The sequence below is a fragment of the Aquimarina macrocephali genome, assembly GCF_051627225.1.
Taxonomy (GTDB): domain Bacteria; phylum Bacteroidota; class Bacteroidia; order Flavobacteriales; family Flavobacteriaceae; genus Aquimarina; species Aquimarina macrocephali.
In genome coordinates, this window is the sequence record NZ_CP151795.1 from 1,954,644 (window position 1) to 1,979,245 (window position 24,602).

At 31.6% G+C, this 24,602-nt stretch carries 20 protein-coding genes and 1 pseudogene; 17 read left to right on the forward strand and 4 right to left on the reverse strand.

The window, feature by feature from the left end:
* Positions 1-352: 352 nt before the first annotated feature.
* Positions 353-469: pseudogene (locus AAFU52_RS08695) on the forward strand (T9SS type A sorting domain-containing protein); the annotation flags it as partial.
* A 183-nt stretch (positions 470-652) separates the two neighbouring features.
* Here AAFU52_RS08695 and AAFU52_RS08700 read toward each other — a convergent pair.
* The 3 genes from AAFU52_RS08700 to AAFU52_RS08710 all read right to left on the reverse strand — a co-directional run bounded on the left by AAFU52_RS08700 (position 653) and on the right by AAFU52_RS08710 (position 2,708).
* A complete protein-coding gene (locus AAFU52_RS08700; RefSeq protein WP_024769837.1) occupies positions 653-1,051 on the reverse strand; it encodes a hypothetical protein in 399 nt (132 codons plus the stop codon).
* A 105-nt stretch (positions 1,052-1,156) separates the two neighbouring features.
* Positions 1,157-2,308 carry an ATP-binding protein gene (locus tag AAFU52_RS08705; RefSeq protein WP_024769836.1) on the reverse strand — a complete coding sequence of 384 codons (1,152 nt, stop codon included), beginning with the start codon at positions 2,306-2,308 and terminating at the stop codon, positions 1,157-1,159.
* 223 nt (positions 2,309-2,531) lie between these two features.
* On the reverse strand, positions 2,532-2,708 hold the full coding sequence (locus tag AAFU52_RS08710) for a hypothetical protein (RefSeq protein WP_161635270.1): 177 nt from the start codon (positions 2,706-2,708) through the stop codon (positions 2,532-2,534).
* 398 nt (positions 2,709-3,106) lie between these two features.
* On the opposite strand from AAFU52_RS08710, the gene AAFU52_RS08715 reads away from it, so the two are divergent.
* The 7 genes from AAFU52_RS08715 to AAFU52_RS08745 all read left to right on the forward strand — a co-directional run bounded on the left by AAFU52_RS08715 (position 3,107) and on the right by AAFU52_RS08745 (position 13,911).
* Complete coding sequence (locus AAFU52_RS08715) at positions 3,107-4,297, forward strand: phosphoglycerate kinase (protein ID WP_106793767.1); 1,191 nt, start codon at positions 3,107-3,109, stop codon at positions 4,295-4,297.
* Positions 4,298-4,506: 209 nt separating this feature from the next.
* Complete coding sequence (locus tag AAFU52_RS08720; RefSeq protein WP_438426137.1) at positions 4,507-6,135, forward strand: LysM peptidoglycan-binding domain-containing protein; 1,629 nt, start codon at positions 4,507-4,509, stop codon at positions 6,133-6,135.
* Between the two features lie 20 nt (positions 6,136-6,155).
* A complete protein-coding gene (locus AAFU52_RS08725; protein WP_438426138.1) occupies positions 6,156-7,148 on the forward strand; it encodes a DUF4837 family protein in 993 nt (330 codons plus the stop codon).
* A gap of 202 nt (positions 7,149-7,350) precedes the next feature.
* Positions 7,351-9,753 carry a hypothetical protein gene (locus AAFU52_RS08730; protein ID WP_438426139.1) on the forward strand — a complete coding sequence of 801 codons (2,403 nt, stop codon included), beginning with the start codon at positions 7,351-7,353 and terminating at the stop codon, positions 9,751-9,753.
* A gap of 124 nt (positions 9,754-9,877) precedes the next feature.
* Positions 9,878-12,004: a Tex family protein gene (locus AAFU52_RS08735; RefSeq protein ID WP_438426141.1), complete on the forward strand. Its 2,127-nt coding sequence runs from the start codon at positions 9,878-9,880 to the stop codon at positions 12,002-12,004.
* A 3-nt stretch (positions 12,005-12,007) separates the two neighbouring features.
* A complete protein-coding gene (locus AAFU52_RS08740) occupies positions 12,008-13,108 on the forward strand; it encodes a helix-turn-helix domain-containing protein (RefSeq protein WP_438426142.1) in 1,101 nt (366 codons plus the stop codon).
* Positions 13,109-13,224: 116 nt separating this feature from the next.
* Positions 13,225-13,911 (forward strand): DUF2306 domain-containing protein, encoded by a 687-nt coding sequence (locus AAFU52_RS08745; protein WP_438426143.1) that lies wholly within the window; start codon positions 13,225-13,227, stop codon positions 13,909-13,911.
* Between the two features lie 59 nt (positions 13,912-13,970).
* On the opposite strand, the gene AAFU52_RS08750 is transcribed toward AAFU52_RS08745, so the two are convergent.
* Positions 13,971-14,162, reverse strand: coding sequence for a Sec-independent protein translocase subunit TatA/TatB (locus AAFU52_RS08750; RefSeq protein WP_024769828.1), 192 nt, complete (start codon positions 14,160-14,162; stop codon positions 13,971-13,973).
* A 366-nt stretch (positions 14,163-14,528) separates the two neighbouring features.
* On the opposite strand from AAFU52_RS08750, the gene AAFU52_RS08755 reads away from it, so the two are divergent.
* From AAFU52_RS08755 to AAFU52_RS08795, 9 genes are all read left to right on the forward strand, one after another.
* Positions 14,529-15,401, forward strand: coding sequence for a M23 family metallopeptidase (locus tag AAFU52_RS08755; protein ID WP_024769827.1), 873 nt, complete (start codon positions 14,529-14,531; stop codon positions 15,399-15,401).
* A 6-nt stretch (positions 15,402-15,407) separates the two neighbouring features.
* Entirely contained in the window at positions 15,408-16,907 is a 1,500-nt protein-coding gene (locus tag AAFU52_RS08760) for a GH3 auxin-responsive promoter family protein (protein ID WP_024769826.1), read from the forward strand.
* 55 nt (positions 16,908-16,962) lie between these two features.
* Positions 16,963-18,657, forward strand: a complete 1,695-nt coding sequence (locus AAFU52_RS08765; protein ID WP_438426144.1) for a DUF6909 family protein — start codon at positions 16,963-16,965, stop codon at positions 18,655-18,657.
* A 56-nt stretch (positions 18,658-18,713) separates the two neighbouring features.
* Complete coding sequence (locus AAFU52_RS08770; RefSeq protein WP_438426145.1) at positions 18,714-19,661, forward strand: hypothetical protein; 948 nt, start codon at positions 18,714-18,716, stop codon at positions 19,659-19,661.
* Positions 19,662-19,749: 88 nt separating this feature from the next.
* Positions 19,750-20,721, forward strand: a complete 972-nt coding sequence (locus tag AAFU52_RS08775; RefSeq protein WP_438426146.1) for a type I phosphomannose isomerase catalytic subunit — start codon at positions 19,750-19,752, stop codon at positions 20,719-20,721.
* A 7-nt stretch (positions 20,722-20,728) separates the two neighbouring features.
* The gene (gene rfbB / locus AAFU52_RS08780) at positions 20,729-21,742 is read left to right on the forward strand and encodes a dTDP-glucose 4,6-dehydratase (RefSeq protein ID WP_438426147.1); all 1,014 of its coding nucleotides are present in this window, start codon (positions 20,729-20,731) and stop codon (positions 21,740-21,742) included.
* 60 nt (positions 21,743-21,802) lie between these two features.
* Complete coding sequence (rfbA, locus tag AAFU52_RS08785; protein WP_438426148.1) at positions 21,803-22,660, forward strand: glucose-1-phosphate thymidylyltransferase RfbA; 858 nt, start codon at positions 21,803-21,805, stop codon at positions 22,658-22,660.
* Position 22,661: 1 nt separating this feature from the next.
* Entirely contained in the window at positions 22,662-23,207 is a 546-nt protein-coding gene (gene rfbC, locus AAFU52_RS08790; RefSeq protein ID WP_438426149.1) for a dTDP-4-dehydrorhamnose 3,5-epimerase, read from the forward strand.
* A gap of 347 nt (positions 23,208-23,554) precedes the next feature.
* On the forward strand, positions 23,555-24,595 hold the full coding sequence (locus AAFU52_RS08795; RefSeq protein WP_438426150.1) for a hypothetical protein: 1,041 nt from the start codon (positions 23,555-23,557) through the stop codon (positions 24,593-24,595).
* Positions 24,596-24,602: the final 7 nt, after the last annotated feature.

Here is a 24,602-nt window from a genome sequence, read left to right on the forward strand (position 1 = left end):
TTTATTTAGTTACTCCATTGTATTTTTAACAAATATAAATGAGCTTCAATACTATATTATTAAACTAATATTTGTGTGATTTTATTTAAATATTTATAGCTCTTAAAACCCAAAACATGAAAAAATTATTATGTAGCATTACTATCCTTTCTAGCTCTGTTTTAGTTATCAAAATGCCTTTTAATTCCATATTTAAATAGTACCATTACAATAAAAGGCGAGTCAAAGACAATAGGAAATAGCATTGTTGGGTTAAATGAAACAGTAGATGGTCTCACACATGCACCAAACGAATTATAAATGTAAATACAAAGGTTACCAGTATAAAAATCTATGATAGAATGGCAAACTTGTAATAGAAACTACAGAAAACATATACAATATTGCTAATCTTCGTGATGGTATTTATTTTGTTAAGATCTTAACAAAAAATAAGAAGGAAATTATCACTAAAATAGTAAAGAAATAATATTCCCCAATATTTATTTCTTTAACCCGCCTTATGTAATAGAAAGTCCATTCTGTATTTAAGAAGAGGTGAAATATTACCCACACCAGGTTGGTATTACTATTTTATTCTAAAAAAGTTTTATTACATAAGGCGGGAGACTAGAAGGGCACTAATTAGTGCCCTTCTATATTATAAAGTATTTTATAAAGAAACAACGTATAACCCAAAGATGGCTACTATAAAGTAACAGGTGATTGTTAAAGCTCCTTGATAATCTTTTGCTACTCTTTGTCCAAAAAGCAACATTAAGAGCGTTATACAGGCTAAAAACATAGCTAAAACAGCATAGCATGTAATGTTATCTGTAATAAGGTAATACATACCAATAACGCAACATACCGCCGTAATCATTTCAATAATTAAAATAATTGTTAAAAGAAGAGGAACCATATTACCCATAAAAGTAGACGCAAAATGTTCTTTTAACCAACTAAGATTTCCTTTCCAATCGATTATTTTATCGATACCAGATTGCAAAAAAGTAATGAGAAGAAATAATAAGATGGTTATTGAAACAATATTATTTATAAAATTATCCATGTGAGATTAGTTTAGGATATCAAATATAGAATAAGATTTGAGACTAAAAACACTGATTTCTAATTTAGTATTCTTAAGGGTTAATAGGCAGTACACTAAGCGTGATTAACTTTTTTTATGTAATAATCGGGTAAGTTTTATAGAAAGATCTGTGAGGATGATTTTTGCATTACCGTTTCGTTCTATATGATAAGCAGCATCTTGAAGTTCATTACAGATGTCCATAATATTGGCTCCGTGTACAAAAGGAGCGAAGTTTTTTAATTTGAAACCATTTGTATTTGGTTCTAGAAAGACTAAATCTTCTGCACCATAATTAAGTAACATAGCTTGTCTGAAAAAATCCAGACAATATTTTAGGAATTTTTTTTGTGTTTCTCTTCCTGTACCAGCAATAGATTCGCTCCAGGTGATTAGATCATTTACAGCAGACTTGTTTCCCTTGGCTTTAAATGCTGTACGCACCCATTGTATAAACCAATCTTCAAATTGATCATCACCACCATCATGATGTAGCAGGTGTAAAGCTTTACTATAATCACCATTAGCCTGATGTGCTATTTTTAAAGCATCACCATCAGAAATATTCTCTTTTTTCTGAAGCGCTTCTTTTATTACCTGTTCTCCCAAAGGAGGAAAATGTAATACTTGACATCTGGATCTAATAGTTTGTATAAGTTGCTCCTCATCTTCTGCGATAAGTATAAATATGGTTTTTGCAGGAGGCTCTTCAATTAATTTGAGAAGCTTATTAGAAGCTGCAATATTCATTTTATCAGCCATCCAGATCAACATTATTTTATAACCTCCTTCATAACTTTTTAGCGAAAGTTTTTTTACGATCTCAAGCGCTTCATCAACTCCAATCTGACCTTGTTTTTTTTCAATTCCAAGAGAAAGATACCAGTCAAAAATACTTCCGTATGGATTTTCATTTACAAAATGTCTCCACTCTTCTGCAAATTGATCCGATGTAGGATGCTTTTTCACCTTATCATTTACAGCAACAGGATATACAAAATGTAAATCGGGATGCGCGAGATGATCAAACTTTACATTACAAGCCTCGAGACCATCTGTATTTTCTCCATTTTGATTTTGGCACAAGACATACTGCGCATAGGCAATAGCCATGGGCAATGTTCCACTACCATTAGGACCAACAAAAAGCTGGGCATGAGGTATTCTTTGACGATTAGCACTAGTGGTCAAATAGCTTTTGATATGTTTTAAGCCTAAAATTTCTGAGAAAAGCATAGGCAAATATAAGGGATACCTAAAAAAGAAAGCAGATCTATAAGATATAAAACCTGATAAAAAATAAGCAACCTCTAAAATAATAATTAGAAGATGTAGTATTTATTTGACTTTAGGACATGTATTTGTACTAAGTATTAGTCATTATATATTACTAGAAAATCCTTTCTATAAAATAATCAGGGTTAAACGAATTTTAATAGGTATTGATCTTTACAGAAAATCACAACCCTTTTAGATAAACTCCTAGTAGAAGAAGCACATATCCTGCAAGTACGAGCCAATTACTATTTTCTGCCAAAACAGGATGAATACGTGAACCTAGAAGGCCTAAAAGAACAAGTACAATACTTATGATTACTGTAATTTTTTTTGGTGTTTGTGCGGATAAATTACTCATAATTAGTTAGTTGTTTAGTGTTTTTGCATATACAATATAGAAATAATTTTTAACATAAAATACTATTATGGTATTTTGCCAAGACAAATATGATGTTAATAGCATCAAAGATTTATCGTATTCTAATTCTAAGATATCGAAACAAATAGGTATAGTAAGAAAGAAAAACATGAAGTTGGATAAGAACCCCAATTTATTATAAATATCAAAATCGTATCTTTTTTTGGTTTGACAGTAATCCTATTATTTGACTATGATTCTTTTATTGAAAAAAGGGTTTTTATAAAAATTTGATAAAAGTGAAAAATTACCTTTGATTTCGGGTAATTTTTCTATCAGATTTTGATGTTTTTAATGAAATAGAATTATTTTCGTTTGCGAAAAACCAATTCAGCATCATGAAGACAATTGACGATTTTAATTTTGAAAATAAAAAAGCCTTAATTCGAGTAGATTTTAATGTTCCTTTAAATGAAAATTTTGAAGTAACCGATGATACTAGAATTCAAGCAGCAAAACCTACAATAATTAAAGTTTTGGAAGACGGAGGAAGTGCGATCTTAATGTCCCATTTAGGTAGACCAAAAGGTGTTCAGGATGAGTTTTCATTAAGACATATCGTAGATAAAGTTGCAGATGTTCTTGGAGTTCAAGTCAAATATGTAGCTAACTGTGTTGGTCAGGAGGCAGAAGATGCTGTCGCAGCGCTAAACTCTGGTGAAGTTCTATTATTAGAAAATTTAAGATTTCATCCTAATGAAACAAGTGGAGATGCAATTTTTGCAGAGCAATTGTCAAAGCTGGGAGATATCTATATAAATGATGCGTTTGGTACAGCTCACAGAGCACATGCTTCTACGACTATTGTAGCACAATTTTTTCCTGAGCATAAATGTTTTGGTAGTTTATTAGCAAAAGAAATAGAAAGTATTGATAAAGTATTAAGAAGCGGAGAGAAGCCTGTTACTGCAATTCTGGGAGGATCAAAAGTATCTTCAAAAATTACAATAATCGAAAATATTCTGGATAAAATAGATCACTTGATTATTGGAGGAGGAATGACCTATACATTTATTAAAGCTTTGGGAGGTCAAATAGGAGATTCTATTTGTGAAGATGATAAACAAGAACTGGCATTAGAGATTTTAAAGAAAGCTAAAGAAAAAGGAGTAGAAATTCACCTTCCTGTAGATGTATTGGGTGCAGATGCATTTGATAATAACGCAAATACTAAGGTTGTTGCTGTTAATACAATTCCTGATGGTTGGCAAGGACTTGATGTCGGACCCGAAACAATGAAAATTTTTCATGAAGTAATTCTAAAATCAAAAACCATATTATGGAATGGACCATTAGGTGTTTTTGAAATGGAAAATTTTTCTAAAGGAACAATAGCATTAGGACATTCTATCGCAGAAGCTACAGAAAATGGAGCATTCTCTCTTGTCGGAGGAGGAGATTCTGTAGCAGCAGTAAAACAATTTGGTTTTGGTACCAAAGTAAGTTATGTTTCTACAGGGGGAGGAGCTATGTTAGAAAGCTTAGAAGGTAAAACACTACCGGGAATTGCTGCAATAGAAAATGAATAAGGTATAATTTTGTAAGAAAACGCTTATTTTTTGTAAAAATTATGAAAAAACGGTTGTTTTAACCGTTTTTTTCATGTTTTTAACGCTTTGATTTTTTGCAGTTTAGAAAAAAAAGCACGATTTTCGTTGCTGTATTGTTGATAACATGTTAAAAACAATACAGATAGTCCCCAAATTTCCGTTGAACTAAAAGCAAATGCATTTGTAAAATGAATAACTATTGTACATTATTTCTTTCTTTTTTATTAGTTTCGATTTCATTAGCGGGACAAGAAACATCATCAGAGGAACAATCAAATCCTAAAAACACCAAGGAGATTGTACTTAGTAAGACCCAGGACATAAAACAAAATACAGTTCGGGTAGTAGATACAACTCAAGTAATCAAAACAACTGGCGAACTACAAACAACTACGTTAACATCGACGAGTGCAAAAGACAGTGTAATTTATGTAGCAAATGACCATCCCAGGATGTCGCAGTTAGATTCTATCTGGAAACAGGAATTATATAACTCTAACCTTTTTGATACTATTTACAAATCAGTTACCGAACTGAAATATGAACCAGTAGAATATGTTGATCTTCCTACTGATACTTTAAAAGCAAGATTAGCAGCATTAAATGCGCGCACTCCTTTTAATGTAGAGTATAATACCTCATTAGAAAGTGTTATCAAAAGATATTTAAAAAACAGGCACGAACATTTAGAGCGCTTAATGGCACTAAGCGAATTTTATTTTCCACTTTTTGAGCAAGAGCTAGACAATCAAAATATTCCTTTAGAAATAAAATACCTTGCTATTGTAGAATCTGCTTTAAAACCTAGAGCAAAGTCCAGAGTTGGAGCTACAGGATTATGGCAGTTTATGTTTGGTACAGGTAAAATGTTTGGTTTAGAGGTAAGTTCATATGTCGATGAACGTATGGATCCAATTATGTCTACCAAAGCTGCTTGTAAGTATCTTTCTAATTTATATAAAGTATTTGGAGATTGGGATCTTGCGTTGGCTTCGTATAATTCAGGTCCTGGTAATGTAACCAAGGCTATTCGCCGTAGTGGTGGATATACAAACTATTGGAATATCAGACATAATCTTCCTAGAGAAACTGCAGGATACTTACCTGCTTTTTTGGCAACAATGTATATTTTTGAATATGCAGACAAACATGGTTTTAAACCGAGAAAACCCGAGTTTGCATATTTTGAAACCGATACCATACGAGTTAAACAAATGATCACATTAGATCAGGTTTCAGAATATATAAATATTGATATTGAAGAATTGCAATTTCTAAACCCTTCTTATAAACTAGATATCATTCCATATATCAAAGATGAAGATTATGTATTGCGATTACCATTGGATAAAATTGGTTCTTTTGTAACTAATGAAGATCAAATCTATACATTAGCTAAGGCAGAATTTGATAAGCGCGAAAAACCGTTACCTAAATACCGAGAGGCAAATGATCGGATTCGATATCGAGTACGTAGTGGCGACTATTTAGGAAAAATAGCAAGACGCTATGGCGTTAGAGTAAGTCAAATTAAAAAATGGAATGGTTTACGAAGTAATAACCTTAAAATTGGTCAACGTCTTACCATTTATCCTCGTAGACCAGTAGTGGATAAACCCAGAAAAACTACAACAAAAAAAACCTTAACTAGGGTTGCAGCTAATAGCTCTGAGGTGTACACGGTTAAGACAGGAGATACTTTATGGAGCATTTCACAAAAATTTAAAGGAGTATCTGTCGAAAACCTTAAAAATTGGAACGATATTAGTGGTAGTGGTATAAAACCAGGTATGACACTGAAACTTTCAAAATCATAACCGCTAATATTATCTACCTTATGAGAAAATTATCCCTCGCAATTATTTGCATACTTTGTATCGTTAGCTGTACAGAGGTTAAAAAAGATAAAAACCAGAAGAGTCAGGAATCTATGGCGCACTCTAATGGAAGAATAAATCATCTTTCTGTAGTTATAGATAATGAACTATGGAACAGTAATGTTGGCGATACCATTAGAAAATATTTTGGAGCCGAAGTACCGGGTTTACCTCAAGAAGAACCTTTGTTTACAATGCGACAAATGCCAAAGGAAACCTTTACCGGCCTCGCAAAACAGAGTCGTATTTTTCTTTGGATTGAAAAACAAAATGAGGGAGAAAATAAATATGGGCTATTAAAAAACAAATTTTCTAACCCTCAAATTGGCGCAGTAATCTCTGGAGCCACAAACGAAGATATTGCTACTTTGATTCGAGAGAATCATGAAAAGATCATTTCGAAATATAAGTCTATCGAAATTAAGGAAAAACAAGCAATTATTAAAAAGTCCTTAGAGAGGATTCCACAGCTACAAGAAAAAATGGGAATCACTTTAAACATCCCTTCAGCATATCGTATCGCTATTGAAGAAAATGAGTTTTTCTGGATTCGTAAAAATATTAAGCATGGTAGTATGAATCTTATGATCTATGAATTACCACTAGGAACGGTTACCAAAGATTCTAATACAGTTTCTAGTATCATAAAAATGAGAGATTCTATGGGAACAGTGAAAATTCCTACCCCAGAAGTTGGTCATTTCATTACCGAAGAGGCTTATGCACCTTATCTTTATGAAATTGAGTTAGACAATAGATTTACTTTCGAGACCAAAGGAATCTGGGAGATCAAAGATCGTTTTATGTCGGGCCCATTTGTTAATTATGTTATAGAAGACATTGCTAATAATAGATTAATGGTATTAGAAGGCTTTGTATTTGCTCCTTCGGTAAGTAAAAGAGATAATATATTTGAACTTGAAGCAATTATAAAAACGGTAAAATTCGATTAAGTCTTATAGACATTACAGAAATTTAATATCTACTGTTTTTTAATTGACAACTAGTTATAAAAACAGTTTAACCTTATTACTATTAGTTTTTTAATTCTGAAAGGACATTTTTAACTAAAAATCTAGTTAAAACCTTAGCAGTTAATTAATATGAGTTTTAAGGATTTTATATACTAGAGAAATAAAATATAAATAGGGGCTTATGAATCACTTTTTTACAACACTACTATTGTTCTTCCTTTCTATAGGATTAAATGCTCAGAATAATAGTTTATCACGCTCTGCACAACAAGCTAATAATGATTACTTCAGTATACCTAGAGAAACATTATACTTGCATTTGGACAAAAGCACTTATGTTAATGGAGAAGAAGTATGGTTTAAAGGCTATGCTTATGATCGACAAAATAATCTTCCATCTTTTGGTTCAACAAATTTTAATGTTCAATTATTCAATCAGGAAGGAAAGGAACTATATAATGGTTTGTTTTTTGGTTCCAGAGGTAATTTTAGAGGTAATATAAAAATTGATTCTACTTGGAATAATGGTAATTACTATATGAGAGTATCAACGAACTGGATGAATAATTTTATAGAAGACGAATCCTATACCAAGAAAATAGAGATCATAAAAGAACCCAATCCTGAAGAAGTTTTAACAGAAAAGTTAAGATATGATTTTCAATTACTTCCTGAAGGTGGTTATCTAGTCTCAGACACAGATAATAGCGTTGGTTTTAAACTGATTAATAGTAGAGGTTATGGAGTGCATTTTGAAAATGGTTATGTTTTTGATGATAAGGGAAATAAAATCATTTCATTTGGTTCAAATAAATTTGGGATGGGCAAATTTAATATACGTCCAAGATTAGATAAAAAATATAAAGCAATTGTAGAACTCAATAATGGCGAGAAAATACAAATACCATTTCCTCAAACATATGATAAAGGAATAGCTATAAGAGTTGACAATATGGCAACAGATCATACGTTGGTAGAATTTAATACCAATACAAGAACATTAGAGGATTTAGCCAGTGATCATTATTATTTATTAGTTAAACAAAATCATTTATCTAAGAAAATCCCTTTGCATTTTTTACCCAACGAAGTAAAGAGGAGGATTTCATTAAAAAAAGACGTGTTTTATCCAGGAATAAATACACTAACCGTATTTAAAGAGAAAACCCCTATTGCAGAAAGATTATTGTTTAATTCTTTTGATAAAACTGTTGAGGACATTAGTGCTTCTAGCAACAAGACTATAAAAGATTCTTTATTAATAAATATCAAGGTGCCTACAAAAAAAGGAGTTAGATATGATCTAAGTATTTCTGTATTACCTGAAGGCACAAAATCATATAATCCAAACGATAATATTTATTCGGCAATGGTATTACGACCTTACTTAAAAGGTTTTATAGAGAATGAAATATATTATTTTACTGATATAGACAGAAAAAAAAGATATGATCTTGATTTATTATTAATTACTCAAGGTTGGAGTAAGTATAGTTGGAATACCATCTTTAATAATAAGCCTAACATGTTGTATGAATTTAATCAGGGGTATATACTAAAAGGAAAAATACAAGGTAAGAACAAAGATGATATATATAAATTATATATGCATCCAACTACATATCAAAAAGGTAATTTTATTGATGTTGATAATACAAATTCTTTTGAATTACCTAATTTCTTTCCTGAAAAAGGGGAAGAAATTAAGCTTTCTGGGGTAACCTCTGATGATATTTTTGTAGAGCCAAGATTATATTTACAAATACTATTAGATCAGCATAAAAAGCCACTTAATGATATTGTTATTTCACAACAAAATAATATAGAAAGCAAAAATATAAACAAGAACATAAAGATTCCTAAAGGGTTTATTGCCGATAATGTTGAGGTTTTAGATGAAGTTTTGTTGAAGGCAAAAAGTAAAGAAGAATCAGAAAACACAAGTAAAGTACCAATACTTAAATACATTAAAAATAATTCTAAAAAAATCACTCCTAGGATGGCAAGGGATTTTCCAGTGATATTAGACTATATTAAGTCTGTTGGAAGCTTTTTTATACGCGATCAGAGACCGGCTACTTCAGATGTAGTTATTTACAGCCGTGCACCAAGTTCTATAAATTTTCCAACTCAGGTTCCTGTATTTGTGGATAATGTTGAGTTAAGAGGCGATAAAAGTATGTTAACAGTATTACGAACTAATGAAGTAGATAGAATTTATATTGATAAAATAAGTTATGGTTTGGGTGCCCGAGGGGGCGCAGGGGCATCTATAAGGATATATACTAGAAAAGTTCCTTTAGGATCAAAAATTGACATTGATGAAAATTCTGTAGGATACACAATGGAAAAAGGATTTGAACCTGTTAAAGAGTTTTATAATCCAGGATATTCAAACTATCTTGATTTGGGATTTATAGACTATGGTTTGATTCATTGGCAACCTTGGGTTGATTTTAATAAGGACGGCTTAGGAACGTTTAAGATTAAGAATACCAACTTAGAGAATATTACACTTTTTATTGAAGGAATGGGAAGTGATGGAAGTTTGATCTCCAAGATTCAAACAATACATCTGAATTAGAATTTTGTGATACGTCTTGTATGTATAAAAGCAATTTTCTAAAAAATTGTAGAAAACTTTCTCTTCCGCATAAAATAATCCGCCATTTTTGGCATTATATTTAGCGATTCTAAAACTTGATTTTATGAGTATCGTTTCTTTTATAGCGAAGCAGATTCCTGTTTCAGAAAAACAAATTGCTAAAACTATTTCCTTACTAGATGATGGGGCTACGGTTCCGTTTATCTCTAGATATCGTAAAGAGATGACTGGAGACCTTGATGAGGTGGCTGTTGGCGAAATAGTAAAGTTTAAAGCTGCCTTTGAAGCTCTTCAAAAAAGAAAAGAAAGTGTATTAGCCACGATCAAGGAGCAAGAAGCATTAACACCAGAATTAGAGAAAAAAATTCTATCTGCAGATACACTTACACAAGTAGAAGATCTGTATTTACCGTATAAGAAAAAAAGAAAAACTAAAGCTTCTGTTGCCAAAGAACAAGGATTAGAACCCTTGGCTAAGATCATTATGCAGCAAAGAGAAGAAGAAATTCTTTTTGTCGCCTCGCAGTACCTAAACGATACTATTACTAGTGAAGAGTTAGCATTGCAAGGAGCAAGAGATATTATAGCAGAATGGATTAATGAAGATGAAAAAATAAGAAATAGGCTTAGAAGATTATATCAACGCAAAGCTACAATAGCTTCTACAGTAATTAAGACAAAAAAGGATGATGTAGCTGCTCAGAAATACTTACAATATTTTGATTGGGAAGAACCACTTCATAAATGTCCTTCACATCGCTTACTAGCAATTTTAAGAGCCGAAAATGAAAAAATAGTAAGAGTGAAAATTACAGTGCCAGAAGGCGATGCATTAGATATTATAGATGATGTGATGATCAAAACTAATGTCGAAGCCTGTACAGACCATATGTTTTTGGCTAGTTCTGATGCTTATAAACGATTATTAACACCGGCAATTTCTACAGAGGTACTCAATCAATCTAAAGAAAAAGCTGATGATAATGCTATAAAGGTTTTTGCACAAAACTTAAAACAATTACTGTTGGCTTCGCCACTTGGGCAAAAGAAGATATTGGCTTTGGACCCTGGTTTTAAATCAGGTTGTAAACTGGTTTGTCTTGACAATCAAGGTGATTTACTACATAACGAGAATATTTATCCCCATCCTCCACAACGAGAAGTAACAGGAGCAATCAAAAAAATCAGATCTCTGGTAAATGCATATAAGATTGAAGCTATTGCAATAGGAAACGGAACCGCTGCCAGAGAAACAGAAGCTTTTATTAAAAAAATACCATTTGAGAAACCAATCCAGGTATTTATGGTAAATGAAAGCGGAGCTTCAGTATACTCGGCATCCAAAATTGCCAGAGCAGAGTTTCCAACTTATGATGTAACTGTACGTGGTGCAGTATCTATCGGAAGACGACTAGCCGATCCTTTGGCAGAATTAGTGAAAATCGACCCAAAGGCTATTGGAGTGGGGCAGTATCAACATGATGTGGATCAATCTAAGCTCAAAAATGAATTGGATACCGTAGTAATGAGTTGTGTAAACGGTGTGGGTATTAATGTAAATACCGCTAGTGTCCCGCTACTAAGCTATGTTTCGGGTATTGGTGAAAAGCTTGCAGAAAATATTGTAACGTATCGATCAGAAAATGGAGCAATACAATCACGAGAAGAACTGAAAAAAGTACCTAGACTAGGAGGAAAAGCTTATGAACAAGCAGCAGCTTTTTTACGAATTACCAGCCCTAAAAACCCACTTGATAATTCTGCAGTGCACCCAGAGCGATATAAATTAGTTTCGAAAATGGCAAAAGACGCAGGAGTTCCTATAAGTGAATTGATAGGAAATAGAGAGGCTATTACAAAAATCAAACTACAAAACTATATTACTGATGAGGTAGGACTTCCTACATTAACAGATATTGTTAGAGAATTAGAAAAACCGGGTGTAGACCCTAGAAAAAAAGTGACAGTCTTTGAGTTTGATCCTAATGTAAAAACCATAGAAGACATAAAAACAGGAATGAAACTACCGGGAATTGTAAATAACATTACAAATTTTGGATGTTTTGTCGATATAGGGATTAAAGAAAGTGGATTAATTCATATCTCAAAACTGGCAAACGAATTTATTAGTGATGTCAATGCCGTGGTACAATTACAACAACACTTGATGGTTACGGTAATAGAAGTGGATATAAACAGAAAGAGAATTCAATTATCACTTGTGGATTAAAAAATGATATATTTTGGTGGTATAAGTATAGCTTTATTTATCTCTGCATTACTTCTTAATAAAAGGAACAAATCAAAATCAGACATCTTTCTTTTTATATGGATGCTTTTGATGGCAGTACACCTTTTTTTATTTTACATTGATCATACAGGGCAGATTTATAATTGGCCTCATCTATTAGCGATAGAAACCCCATTACCACTATTTCATGGCGTTTTTCTATATTTCTATGTTTCTTCAGTTACAAATCAATTTCCAAAAAATAATTGGATGGCAGCATTACATTTGTTACCAGCTATTTTTGGATATACCTATCTTACTAATTTTTTTTTACTTTCTGGTGCACAAAAAATAGAAGTGTTTGGAAATCGAGGTGAAGAATATGAAACATTTAGAATTTTTGGATTAGCATTAATTTTTATCTCAGGAATAGCTTATGTGTTCTGGTCGAATATATTATTAATTAAGCACAGAAAAAATATTCGTGATCAATTCTCCGATATTGAAGAAATTAATTTAAAATGGTTACAGTTCTTAACTTATGGTCTTGGAGGAATTTGGAGTGTCGTAATATTAACAAATAATGATACTTATATTTTTGTCGGAGTTTCGGTTTTTGTGATTTTAATTGGTTTTTTTGGAGTACAACAAAGAGTCGTTTTCAATAGTAAAATACTAGTTTTGGATGAGGTTAATATGAAATCTTCTGAAACAAAAACCAAAAAAGAAAAGTATGCAAAATCTGGGTTAACAGATAAATTAGCTGAAGATTTGTATAAAAATTTAATGAAATTAATGATCGAAGAGGAGTTGTATAAGGATAGTACACTTTCTTTAAATGATCTTGCATCTAAACTTGATGTTCATCCTAACTATTTATCCCAAACAATTAATGAAAAAGAACGAAAGAACTTTTACGATTTTGTTAATACTTTTAGGGTTGAAGAATTCAAGAAGTTAGTTAAGATAAATAATAATCAACAATTTACTTTGTTGGCTTTGGCGTATGACTGCGGCTTTAATTCTAAATCATCTTTTAATCGATATTTCAAAAAACGGACTGGCAAAACTCCTTCTCAATATGCCAAATCAGTTATAAAATAAATTTTTCTTTTAGTAACATGGCGCTAAGTAAGTCTCAGATTGCAAGTTGAGGCGTTTACGTCCTTTGTTACGCCTATGTTTGTACTAATATCAATCAATTATTAGAAGAGATACTTATGAGGTTAAAAGGAATAATTACTACTCAGGCTTTGATAAATAGTATAAGACAAATTAGATATAAAAAAGTAGTCTGGGTTGTATTCGCAATTCTTGCCATTTCTATAGGATTATATCCTTTAACTTTTTTAGCTGTTGATACTAATACGGGTTTACTAGGACACAAAAGTGAAGAATTGCTTTCGAGTGTCATTTGGAATTTTGCATTTTATATGCATATTTTTTTAGGAGGAGTTGCACTTATCATTGGATGGTCCTTATTTATAAAGAAGTTTAGAGTCAAAAATATAGGGTTGCATAGGATTATAGGTAAAATTTATGTTAGCCTAGTACTTCTGAGTGGTATTACAGGTTTTTATATTGCTGTTTATGCCACGGGTGGAATAATTGCTAAACTTGGTTTTAGTGGGATGAGTATTGCGTGGTTGATTACAACGATAATAGCGTATACATCAATTCGAAATAGAAATATCAAAAAACATCAAAGATGGATGATTCGAAGTTATGCAGTAACCTTTGTTGGAGTTACATTTAGATTGTGGATGCCAATACTTCTATTTGTACTTGATATGAAATTTATAGAAGCATACAGGGTTGATTCATGGATCTCATGGATTCTAAACCTAGTCTTTGCAGAATTAATAATAAAAAAGACAGTTATAAATGAAATAACGAGCAATAAGTAAATATAAAAAAACCCAGTTCCTAAGAACTGGGTTTTTTTATATGTATTTGAATACAAAAATTATTTTTTCTCATCAATCTTAGGATCTTCTTCTTCTTCTTTTGAGGCATCCTTAAATTCTTTTATACCACTACCAAGGCCTCTCATTAGCTCGGGGATTTTTTTTCCACCAAACAAAAGCAACACAATTGCTACAATTAGAGCAATTTGCCATGGGCCAATCATTCCTAAAAATATACTAGATAATATCATGATCTTAACTATTAGATTACAAAGTTAGCAAGAAATGATTAAATATATGTTTTTAGCTGTTAAAAAACGGATTTTTATATCAATTTTATCAAAACCGATAGACGATTTACATATCAAAACCGTTGTGTTTTAATATGGATAAGTTGAATTTTTCACTGATTTATATTTGCACTTCATACGTTTGATTTTCTTTGATGAACAAACCGTTTTTGAATATAATAACAATGAAGTAATTTGATAAAAAGACAAAATTAAAAGGTAAAATGTAAATTTCGCAGGTAAAAGGTAAACCCAAGATGAGTTCATTATGTATATTTGCGATTAATGATACCGATTTGATAACATTCTTTATTGAAGATGTAATCTATGGCAAAAAAGAACAAAGAACAAAAAAAAATCACCAAGAAGCTGCTTAATAAGTACCGCTTGGTTATCCTTAATGAGGATACTTTTGAGGAACGAATATCATTTAAACTAAACAGGCTTAATGTTTTTGTAATGGTTACGATTACCTCAATTGTCTTGGTAGCAGGAACTACCTTTTTGATTGCATTTACCCCGCTTAGAGAATATATCCCGGGATATTCTTCTACATCACTCAATTTAAGAGCTACCAGATTGGTGGCTACTACAGATTCTCTGGAGTCGGTAATTAATATTAATCAGGAATATTATAAATCAATCAGAAAAGTACTTACAGGGGATGTAAAAACTGTAGAATTTGATATTGATTCTGCAATACAATCCCAAAAACTAAACCCTGAAGAGGTGGACCTTAAACCTTCAGAACAGGATATACAACTTCGTGAAGAAGTATCTAAGGAAGATAAATATAGTCTATTCGAAAGTGAAAAATCAAGCTCTGATTTTTCATTATTTCCTCCAGTAAAAGGTAATATCACTTCTAACTATAACATGAATGAAAAACATTATGGTATAGATGTAGCAGTTCCCAAAGATACTCCGGTAAAAGCAGCATCTTCTGGAACTGTAATTTTTTCTGAATGGACTGCAGAGACTGGTCATGTAATTATACTTAAGCATAGCAATAATTTACTTACAGTATATAAACATAATGCTTCTCTAACCAAGCAACAAGGAGAACAGGTTAAGGCCGGAGAAGTAATTGCTACAGCAGGTTCGACAGGAGAATTATCTACCGGGCCTCATTTACATTTTGAATTATGGCGAGATGGATACCCAACAGATCCTTCTAACTTTATTGATTTTGAACAATAATTATCTATGTCCTTAAAAACATTAGGAGCTAAAGTATTTGCTAGGCGAATTCGCAAAAAAATTAATAAATGGGCATCAAACCCAATAAAAACTCAAGAACAAGTTTTTGCAAGGCTTATAGAAAAAGCAGAAAACACGGCCTTTGGTAAAGATCATAATTTTCAGCAGATAAAAACATATTCAGATTTTACTCAAAATGTCCCAATACGAGATTATGAAGAATTAAAATCATATGTAAATCGTGTTGTAGCTGGTGAGAACGATGTACTTTGGCCAGGAAAACCATTATATTTTGCTAAGACATCAGGAACTACAAGTGGTGCAAAATATATTCCTCTTACCAAAGACTCTATGCCTACTCATGTTAGAGCAGCTCGTAATGCAATTTTGTGCTATATTGAAGAAACCGGAAAAACTGATTTTGTTGATGGCAAGATGATATTCCTTCAGGGGAGTCCAGAGATGAGTGAAAAGAATGGGATATTGCTAGGAAGACTTTCGGGAATAGTAGCACATTATGTACCAAAATATCTTCAAAAGAACAGAATGCCTAGCTGGGAAACTAATTGTATTGAAGATTGGGAACAAAAAGTTGATGCCATTGTTGAAGAAACGGTACATCAAAATATGACAGTGATAAGCGGTATTCCACCATGGGTACAAATGTATTTTGAAAAACTACAGCAAAAGGCAAACAAAACCATAGGAGAACTTTTTAAAGGTTTCGAGCTTTTTATATACGGTGGTGTAAATTTTGAACCCTATAAAGCTACATTCGAAAAATTAATTGGCAGAAAAGTAGCAGGTATCGAATTGTATCCGGCTTCAGAAGGGTTTTTTGCGTTTCAGGACAGTCAGAACGAAAAAGGAATGCTATTGCAACTGGATTCGGGGATGTTTTATGAGTTTGTAAAGGCAGATGAATTTTTTGAAGAAAACCCAAGGAGATTAACTATTGGTGAGGTTGAAATAGGAGTAAATTATGTAATGCTTGTTTCTACTAATGCTGGATTATGGGCATATAATATTGGAGATACAGTACAATTTACAAATACATCACCATATAAAGTAGTTGTTTCTGGTAGAATAAAGCATTTTATTTCAGCATTCGGAGAACATGTGATTGGTAAAGAAGTGGACCAAGCAATTAAAGATGGTATAGAAGCTACCGGGATAATGATTAATGATTTTACAGTAGCGCCACAGGTTAATCCAAATCAGGGCGAACTACCATATCACGAATGGTTTATAGAATTTCGAGAAACTCCAGAGGATATAAGAAAATTAACTTTAGAAATTGAGAGCTCATTGCGAAAACAGAACTCTTATTATGATGATTTGATCGAAGGGAATATATTGAGAACATTAAAAATAACTCCTGTTCCAAAAGATGGATTTAAAGATTATATGAAATCTGTGGGTAAACTAGGAGGGCAAAATAAACTTCCAAGACTTTCTAATGATAGAAATATTGTAGACAAACTCACTACTATAATAGACAAATAGTCCTAATTGAATTTTAATGTTCGGTTAGTATACTTATATTTGCTAGGAAAAATTTATGGCAAATCTTATATTACAAGGAAGAACGAGAGCTCAGGAAAGCTCTAGCGCAATTGAACGCATGTACATAACTATGCGTCATCTTTTTAATAGAGGTTTTTATAAACCTATGGGTGTTTCTGGGGATACACTTAGAGAAGCACTATTAACACTTCGTCCAGAAATTTATGGTTCTGTCGCAGAAGAAAAAGTAGAACTTAATGGATTACTCTATGTTATTGATCGTTTACCATTTGGTATTGAAGAGTGTAGATATATTAATCTAACCAGTGATGAAGGGTATAAAAATTCTCATTTTAAAGCCATAGTACCTCCCAAAAGACGCAGGAACTGTTATCGTATAGATGAAGAGCAAATGAATATCGAGATCACCCGAGGGCGTTCAGAAATTTATGATATCCTTACACACCTTACATTTTTATTTATAGAATCGCATAAGATCATGAATCGAGTGGTGATTAATGAGCAGGGTAATGTTACCAGAGATTGGCAGAAATTAGAAAAAGCTGTAACTTCTAAAAAAGATTTGACCAAGGCCGAAAGAGAGGTGGCTTTGACCCATACAGCTAATATTTTAGGAAGAACCTTCGAGGAGGTTTCTTCTGTATATGGTAATTTTTCTTGTCCAGAAAACAAAGAACGGTTTTTAGATATTATTTATTGGCTAGGTAAATTGGCCATAGAAGAATCAATTGAAGATGAAAAGAGAATCGTAACTTTTAGTCCGGTTTTAAGAGAAAGACTAGGTCATCATATTCATGGAGAGATTTGGGCAAATACAATTAAAAATAAACTAGAAGAACTAAATTTATTACACCGCCCAATCCATATTATCAGTGCTAATATGCATAGTGTAATGAATGCTTTATATGCTCCAATAGCATTAAAAACAGAATTAAAAGATAAAAGCACTTTTGATGTTTATGAATCATTAAGCGACAATAAAAATGATAAATTAAGAGCAAAAGTGCGAAAGTTAGCCTTGCAAAAAGGAATGACTTACCTAGAAGATCATAGTGGTGCAAATATTAATATTCAGATATTTGATACTGCTCAATATGCTGATGGTGAATATAAAAATCTGATTGCTGATATCGAAGATGATAAAAAGCCAGTGATCATTGTTATGGATTATGCGTTTGGTGAGCAGGCATACGAAACTATGGATGAGCTATTAAAGCCATATATTACTTCTCAAGGAAACAAAACACATATAGATGTTAAATCTATTTCTATTATGGGTAAAGCAGGTATTCTTGAAGGAGGAAAAGGGGATATAATGATACCATCTGCTCATGTCTTTGAAGGAACAGCAGATAATTATCCGTTTAAAAACCAGTTAAAAAAGAAAGAACTAGAAGGCCATGGCATTGATATCTATGATGGAGCAATGATTACAGTTTTAGGAACGTCTTTGCAAAATAGAGATATCTTAAAGTTTTTTCATGATTCTACCTGGAATGTAATTGGATTAGAAATGGAAGGAGCACATTACCAAAAGGCCATACAATCTGCTTCAAAACTTAGAAGTAGTATCAGTTCAAAAGTAAAAGTACGATACGCTTATTATGCTTCGGATAACCCTTTAGAAACTGGAAGTACACTAGCTTCTGGAGGATTAGGAACTACAGGAGTAAAACCAACATACCTAATAACCGAAAAAATAATAGAACAAATATTTAAAGAAAGATAATAACTATGGGTAATGAAAATTACAAAGAGGAGATAGATGTAATACAAGTTTTTGGCATGTTTAGGAAATTTTTTAAAAGCTTTCTAAGGTCGGTTATATCTGTAATTCGATTCTATAAGAAAAAGGTAATCTTATTCTCGATTTTGTTGGTTATTGGTGTGGTTGCTGGTTTTTTCTTAGATCAAAATCAAGATACAAAGGGTAAGTACGTACAGGAAGTTATAATCGAACCTAAATACAATAGTGCAAAGTACATTTATGATTTCGTAGAAGAACTAGAGAATAATTTTCAAGACGATATTTTTCTTAGCAAACTTGAGGTTAGTTCGGATCATGTTAAAAACATAAAAAAAATCACTATTGAACCTGTGGTAAAAGGAACAGATGTTTTGGATAACTTACAGGAGCGGTATAAAAATAGAGAGTTTTTTAAAGATGTTATGGAGGCCTATGAAGAAGATCAATTAAGAGAAGAAGGGTTTAGAGACTTTTATAAACATCATAAACTCACTATTAATTTTAACAAAGCAAGTGAGCATAATAGTAAAATAACTTCGTCTATTCTGGAGTATATTAAATCAAATAAATACTATCAGGAGATATCTGATCTTACACTTAAACAAAAGAAAATTGACATAGAAAGAAATAAAACATCATTGCAATTTATCGATACGTATTTGGGTAATTTGGAAAAAACACCTTTAAAGGCAGAAAACGAAGCTATTATTATTTCCTCAGGATCAGAAATGCCTATGATCTCAATAGCTTCTCTATTACAAAAGAAAGAACTTTTAATAGAGTTGATTAATGACCAGGAACGTGCTTTGATTCTTGACAAAGAAATATTTTCTTTTGTTGCCTACGGAGATGTTATCTCAAAACGGAAGAAACTATTGAACCGTATGATGATACTAGTCCCAGTACTTCTTATAGGACTGGTTTCTTTATTCTACTTTCTTCAATATCTGAATGAGGAGATAAAAGACTTTGTAAAAGACGAATAATGATAAATCTTTACAATTTTTAATCTTTATTCATTAGTATAAGTATTCCTTGTCAAAACCTATGAAAGAATTATAAAAAGTAATAATTATGCTATATCCTTTAAAATTTCGGCCAATTCTAAAAGAAAAAATATGGGGAGGAGATAAATTAAAAACTATTCTCAATAAGCCTGCAATAGATGAAAATACCGGTGAAAGCTGGGAAATATCAACAGTGGGAGATGATATTTCGATAGTATCTAACGGGAAGTTAGAAGGAAAAAAACTAGATCACCTGATTAAAGAATATAAAGGAGAATTATTAGGTAATAAGGTATATCAGGAATTTGGAAATCAGTTTCCTTTATTAATAAAATATATAGACGCCAAAGAAGATTTATCTGTTCAATTACACCCAAATGATGAATTAGCAAAAAAGCGACATAATTCTTTTGGAAAGACAGAAATGTGGTATGTGATTCAGGCAGATGAGGACGCTAAATTGATTGTTGATTTCAATAAAAAAACTTCAAAACAAGAATATGAAGCTTTTTTAGAAGACGGGAAAATAACAGAATTACTAAATTTTGAAAAAATATCAGAAGGAGATAGCTATTTTATTAAAGCGGGTAAAATACATGCAATAGGAGGAGGAACATTAATTGCAGAAATCCAACAAACATCTGATATTACATATAGAGTATATGATTGGGACCGAAAAGATAACGAAGGAAATCAAAGAGAATTACACACAGATCTTGCCCTGGAGGCATTAGACTTTAATGTAGACGGTTCTTCTAAACTAGAATATAATAAAATTGAAAATTGTGTAAATAAGTTAGCTTCTTCAACCTATTTTACCACCAATTTTATTGATGTAAATGGTAGTTTAGAAAGAAATTATATAGGTTTAGATTCTTTTAAAATTTTGATGTGTGTAGAGGGAAGCGGAAACATAAACGTGAATGATCATTCATTAAACATCTCATTTGGTGAAACGATATTAATTCCTGCCAAGATTGAACATTTATCAATCAAAAGTGATGCTCTAACAATGAAAATGTTAGAGATTTACATTTAAACATATAATGAAAAAAAATATACTAATAACAGGAGGTGCAGGGTTTATAGGGTCGAATTTTGTAAACCTAGTTTCAAAAAGTGATGACTCAAAAATCATCAATCTTGATGCGTTAACTTATGCTGCTGATCTTACTAATATTGAGGTCAAAAATGATATAAATTATACTTTTATAAAAGGAGATATTTGTGATTGGAGTGTGGTTGAAAAAGCTTTTGTAGAACACAAGATTGATACCGTAGTTCATTTTGCTGCAGAATCTCATGTCGACAACTCTATTAAAGGCCCAAAGGCTTTTATTGAAACTAATATTGTAGGGACTTTTAATTTGTTACAAGCTGCATATCAGACATGGATGAAAGCTCCAAATCAACCAAAGTTAGAATTTGAAAACGCTCGATTTCTACATGTTTCTACAGATGAGGTCTATGGTACATTAGGAAAAACAGGCCTCTTTACCGAAGAAACCCCTTATGCACCTAATAGTCCATATAGTGCTTCAAAGGCATCTTCTGATATGTTAGTTCGAAGTTATTTTCATACCTATGGCTTACCTGTGGTAACAACAAACTGTTCAAATAATTATGGCCCTAGACAGCATAATGAAAAACTAATCCCAACTATTATTAGAAAAGCTATTAATGAAGAGAACATACCTATATATGGTGATGGCAAAAATATAAGAGATTGGTTATATGTCTTAGATCATTGTAAAGGAATAGATCTAGTACTACGTAAAGGGAAAATTGGGGAGACTTATAATATTGGAGGAAAAAACGAAAGAGAAAACATATATATCGCCACTACTATTTGTGAAATTTTAGACACTATAATTCCAAGGAGTACTACTAAATCATATAAAGACCTTATTACTTATGTTACCGATAGACCTGGTCATGATTTTAGGTATGCCATTGACGCTTCTAAAATTGAAAATGAATTAGGGTGGAGTGCAGAAGAAAATTTTGAAACAGGAATCAAAAAAACGATAGATTGGTACTTAAAAAAGTATAAGAATTAGTACTGTTTTTTAAGAGGAAAATTTGACTAAAATCCATGTTCAGACAATAATACTATAAAAATGAAAGGAATAATATTAGCAGGAGGATCGGGGACACGTTTACATCCACTTACACTGGCGATTAGTAAGCAATTAATGCCGGTTTATGACAAACCAATGATATATTATCCACTTTCTACATTGATTTCTGCGGGGATTAGAGAGATTTTAATTATCTCTACTCCTCAGGATTTACCATTATTTGAAAAACTACTGGGTGATGGTAAAATCTATGGCTGTCGATTTGAATATGCTATTCAGGATCAACCTAACGGATTAGCAGAAGCTTTTATTATTGGAGAAAAATTTATTGGCGATGATAAAGTTGCCCTTATATTAGGAGATAATATATTTTATGGATCTGGATTAGAAAAGCTTTTAGAAAACAATAATGATCCTGATGGAGGCATTATATATGCTTATCACGTTCAAGATCCCGAACGATATGGTGTTGTTGATTTTGATAAAAACGGTAAAGCCACTTCAATAGAAGAAAAACCAAAACAACCAAAATCAAATTATGCTGTACCGGGAATTTACTTTTATGATAATAAAGTAGTAGAAATCGCCAAAGCCATTATGCCAAGTGCTCGAGGAGAACTAGAAATTACGGATATAAACAATGTATATCTGCAACAAGGAAAATTAAAAGTAAGCATACTCGATAAAGGTACAGCCTGGTTGGATACAGGAACATTTAACTCTCTTATGCAAGCAAGTCAATTTGTTCAGGTTATAGAAGAACGACAAGGACTTAAGATTGGAGCTATAGAAGAAATAGCATATAAAAAAGGTTTTATTGATAAAAATCAACTTCAGGAATTAGCAAAGCCTTTGTTAAAAAGTGGATATGGTAAATATTTATTACAACTAGATTAAGATGGAAATTCAATCTACTTTTATTGATGGGTGTTTTGTAGTTAAACCCCGAGTATTTGATGATGAAAGAGGCTCTTTTTTTGAAAGTTTTAATCAAAAGGTATTCGAAGAAATTACCGGAGTAAAGATCGATTTTATACAAGATAACCAATCTGTTTCTAAAAAAGGAGCGCTTAGAGGATTGCATTTTCAAACAGGCGATTATATGCAAGCAAAATTGGTTAGAGTAGTTAAAGGAGAAGTATTGGATGTGGTTGTGGACCTAAGGCCTAATTCTAAAACATTTAAAGAACACTTTTCTATTGTGTTAAATGATCATAATAATTTTCAGCTATTTGTTCCCAGAGGTTTTGCACACGGGTTTATTACATTGAGTGAAAGCGCAATTTTTAATTATAAATGTGATAATTATTATCATAAATCTTCAGAGTCAGGAATCATATATAATGATCCTGATCTTGCAATTGATTGGAAATTAGATATTTCTGAAATTCAATTATCAGAAAAAGACAAAGATCTATCTTTTATAAAAGACTTAAAATTATAACGTCTTAAAAATCTTAAAAATCATATTTATTTTTTAAGGTAAATATCTGGTGTTAAAAAAAATGTTAACTCTCATTTTTGTTATTTTTTTTTATTAATTTGCCCTAGTTTCTTTTAGAATTTTAAAAGAAAAACCTGTATTTTTTTGGGAAAGCACAAATACTAGTGCTATATAATTGACGTTTTCCCTACCCTATCGTCAAAATAATAATATTTCATTGATTCTAATAAATAAGAGACTTTTTGACATGTCTCCTGTATTTTGAATCTACGATATTATGTTATTTAATTTTATTTAAAGTTTATCAGACTTTTGAGCATGATTGCTTATTAAATTAACCTACGACGATGAAAGAAAACACTCCAGAAGAAATTGACTTGGGAGAACTATTTAGATTGATTGGCAATGCTCTTAATAGATGCATTAAGTTTATTGATACTATTTTTAAAAGCCTTTTTCACCTTTTTATCCTATTTCTTAAGTTCATAAGAATCCACTTTTTAAAATTTGTGACTGTTGTATTTATAGGACTTATAATAGGAGGGTATTTAGATTATAGATCATTGCCCATATATAAATCCTCTATGATTATAGAACCTAATTTTAATAGTGTTCAACAACTATACAATAATATCGAGTTTTATAATCAATTAGCTGTACATCAAGAAAACAAAGCTTTATCCGAAGCCTTACATGTTAGTGAAAAGGAAGCATTATATATTAAAAAAGTTACAATAGAATCATTTTCTGATGAAACACAACGAATAAAACAGTTTAGTGAATTTATTAGTGGATTAGATTCGATATCTCAAAAACAAGTAGATTATGAATATTATTTAGAGAACTTTAATGATATCAATGCAAAATTTCATAGAATACAAATAGAAGCAACCTCTCCAGAAATAGCAAAACGATGCCAGAAAGCAATTGTAACATCAATAGAGAATAATGAGTATTTTAGACTACAGAAAGAAATTAACGAGCGCAATATTGCTCTTAAAGATTCGGTTATAGGCACTCAACAGGAAGAAATTAATGATTTACAAGCATTTTATAAGAAGATAAAAATCATGGAAGCTCAAAAACCTGATGGAACCACCAATATTAATCTGGCAGAAAATCAATCAGATCAAGTATCAGAGATTGAATTACTAAATCAGACTGGGAAACTAAAAGACGAAAAAATTGAATTAAATAATGAAAAAGCAAATACAAAGAATACCATTAATATTATTTCAGAATTCCCTAATAAAGGAGCCCTGGTAAATGATTTTATTAATAAAAAAATCGTATTGGTACCAATAGTATTTGTGACTATCTTATTTTTGATCCTAATTCTTATTTCATTAAATACCTATTTAATGAATTATGATAAATTAAGTGCATGAATTTGGT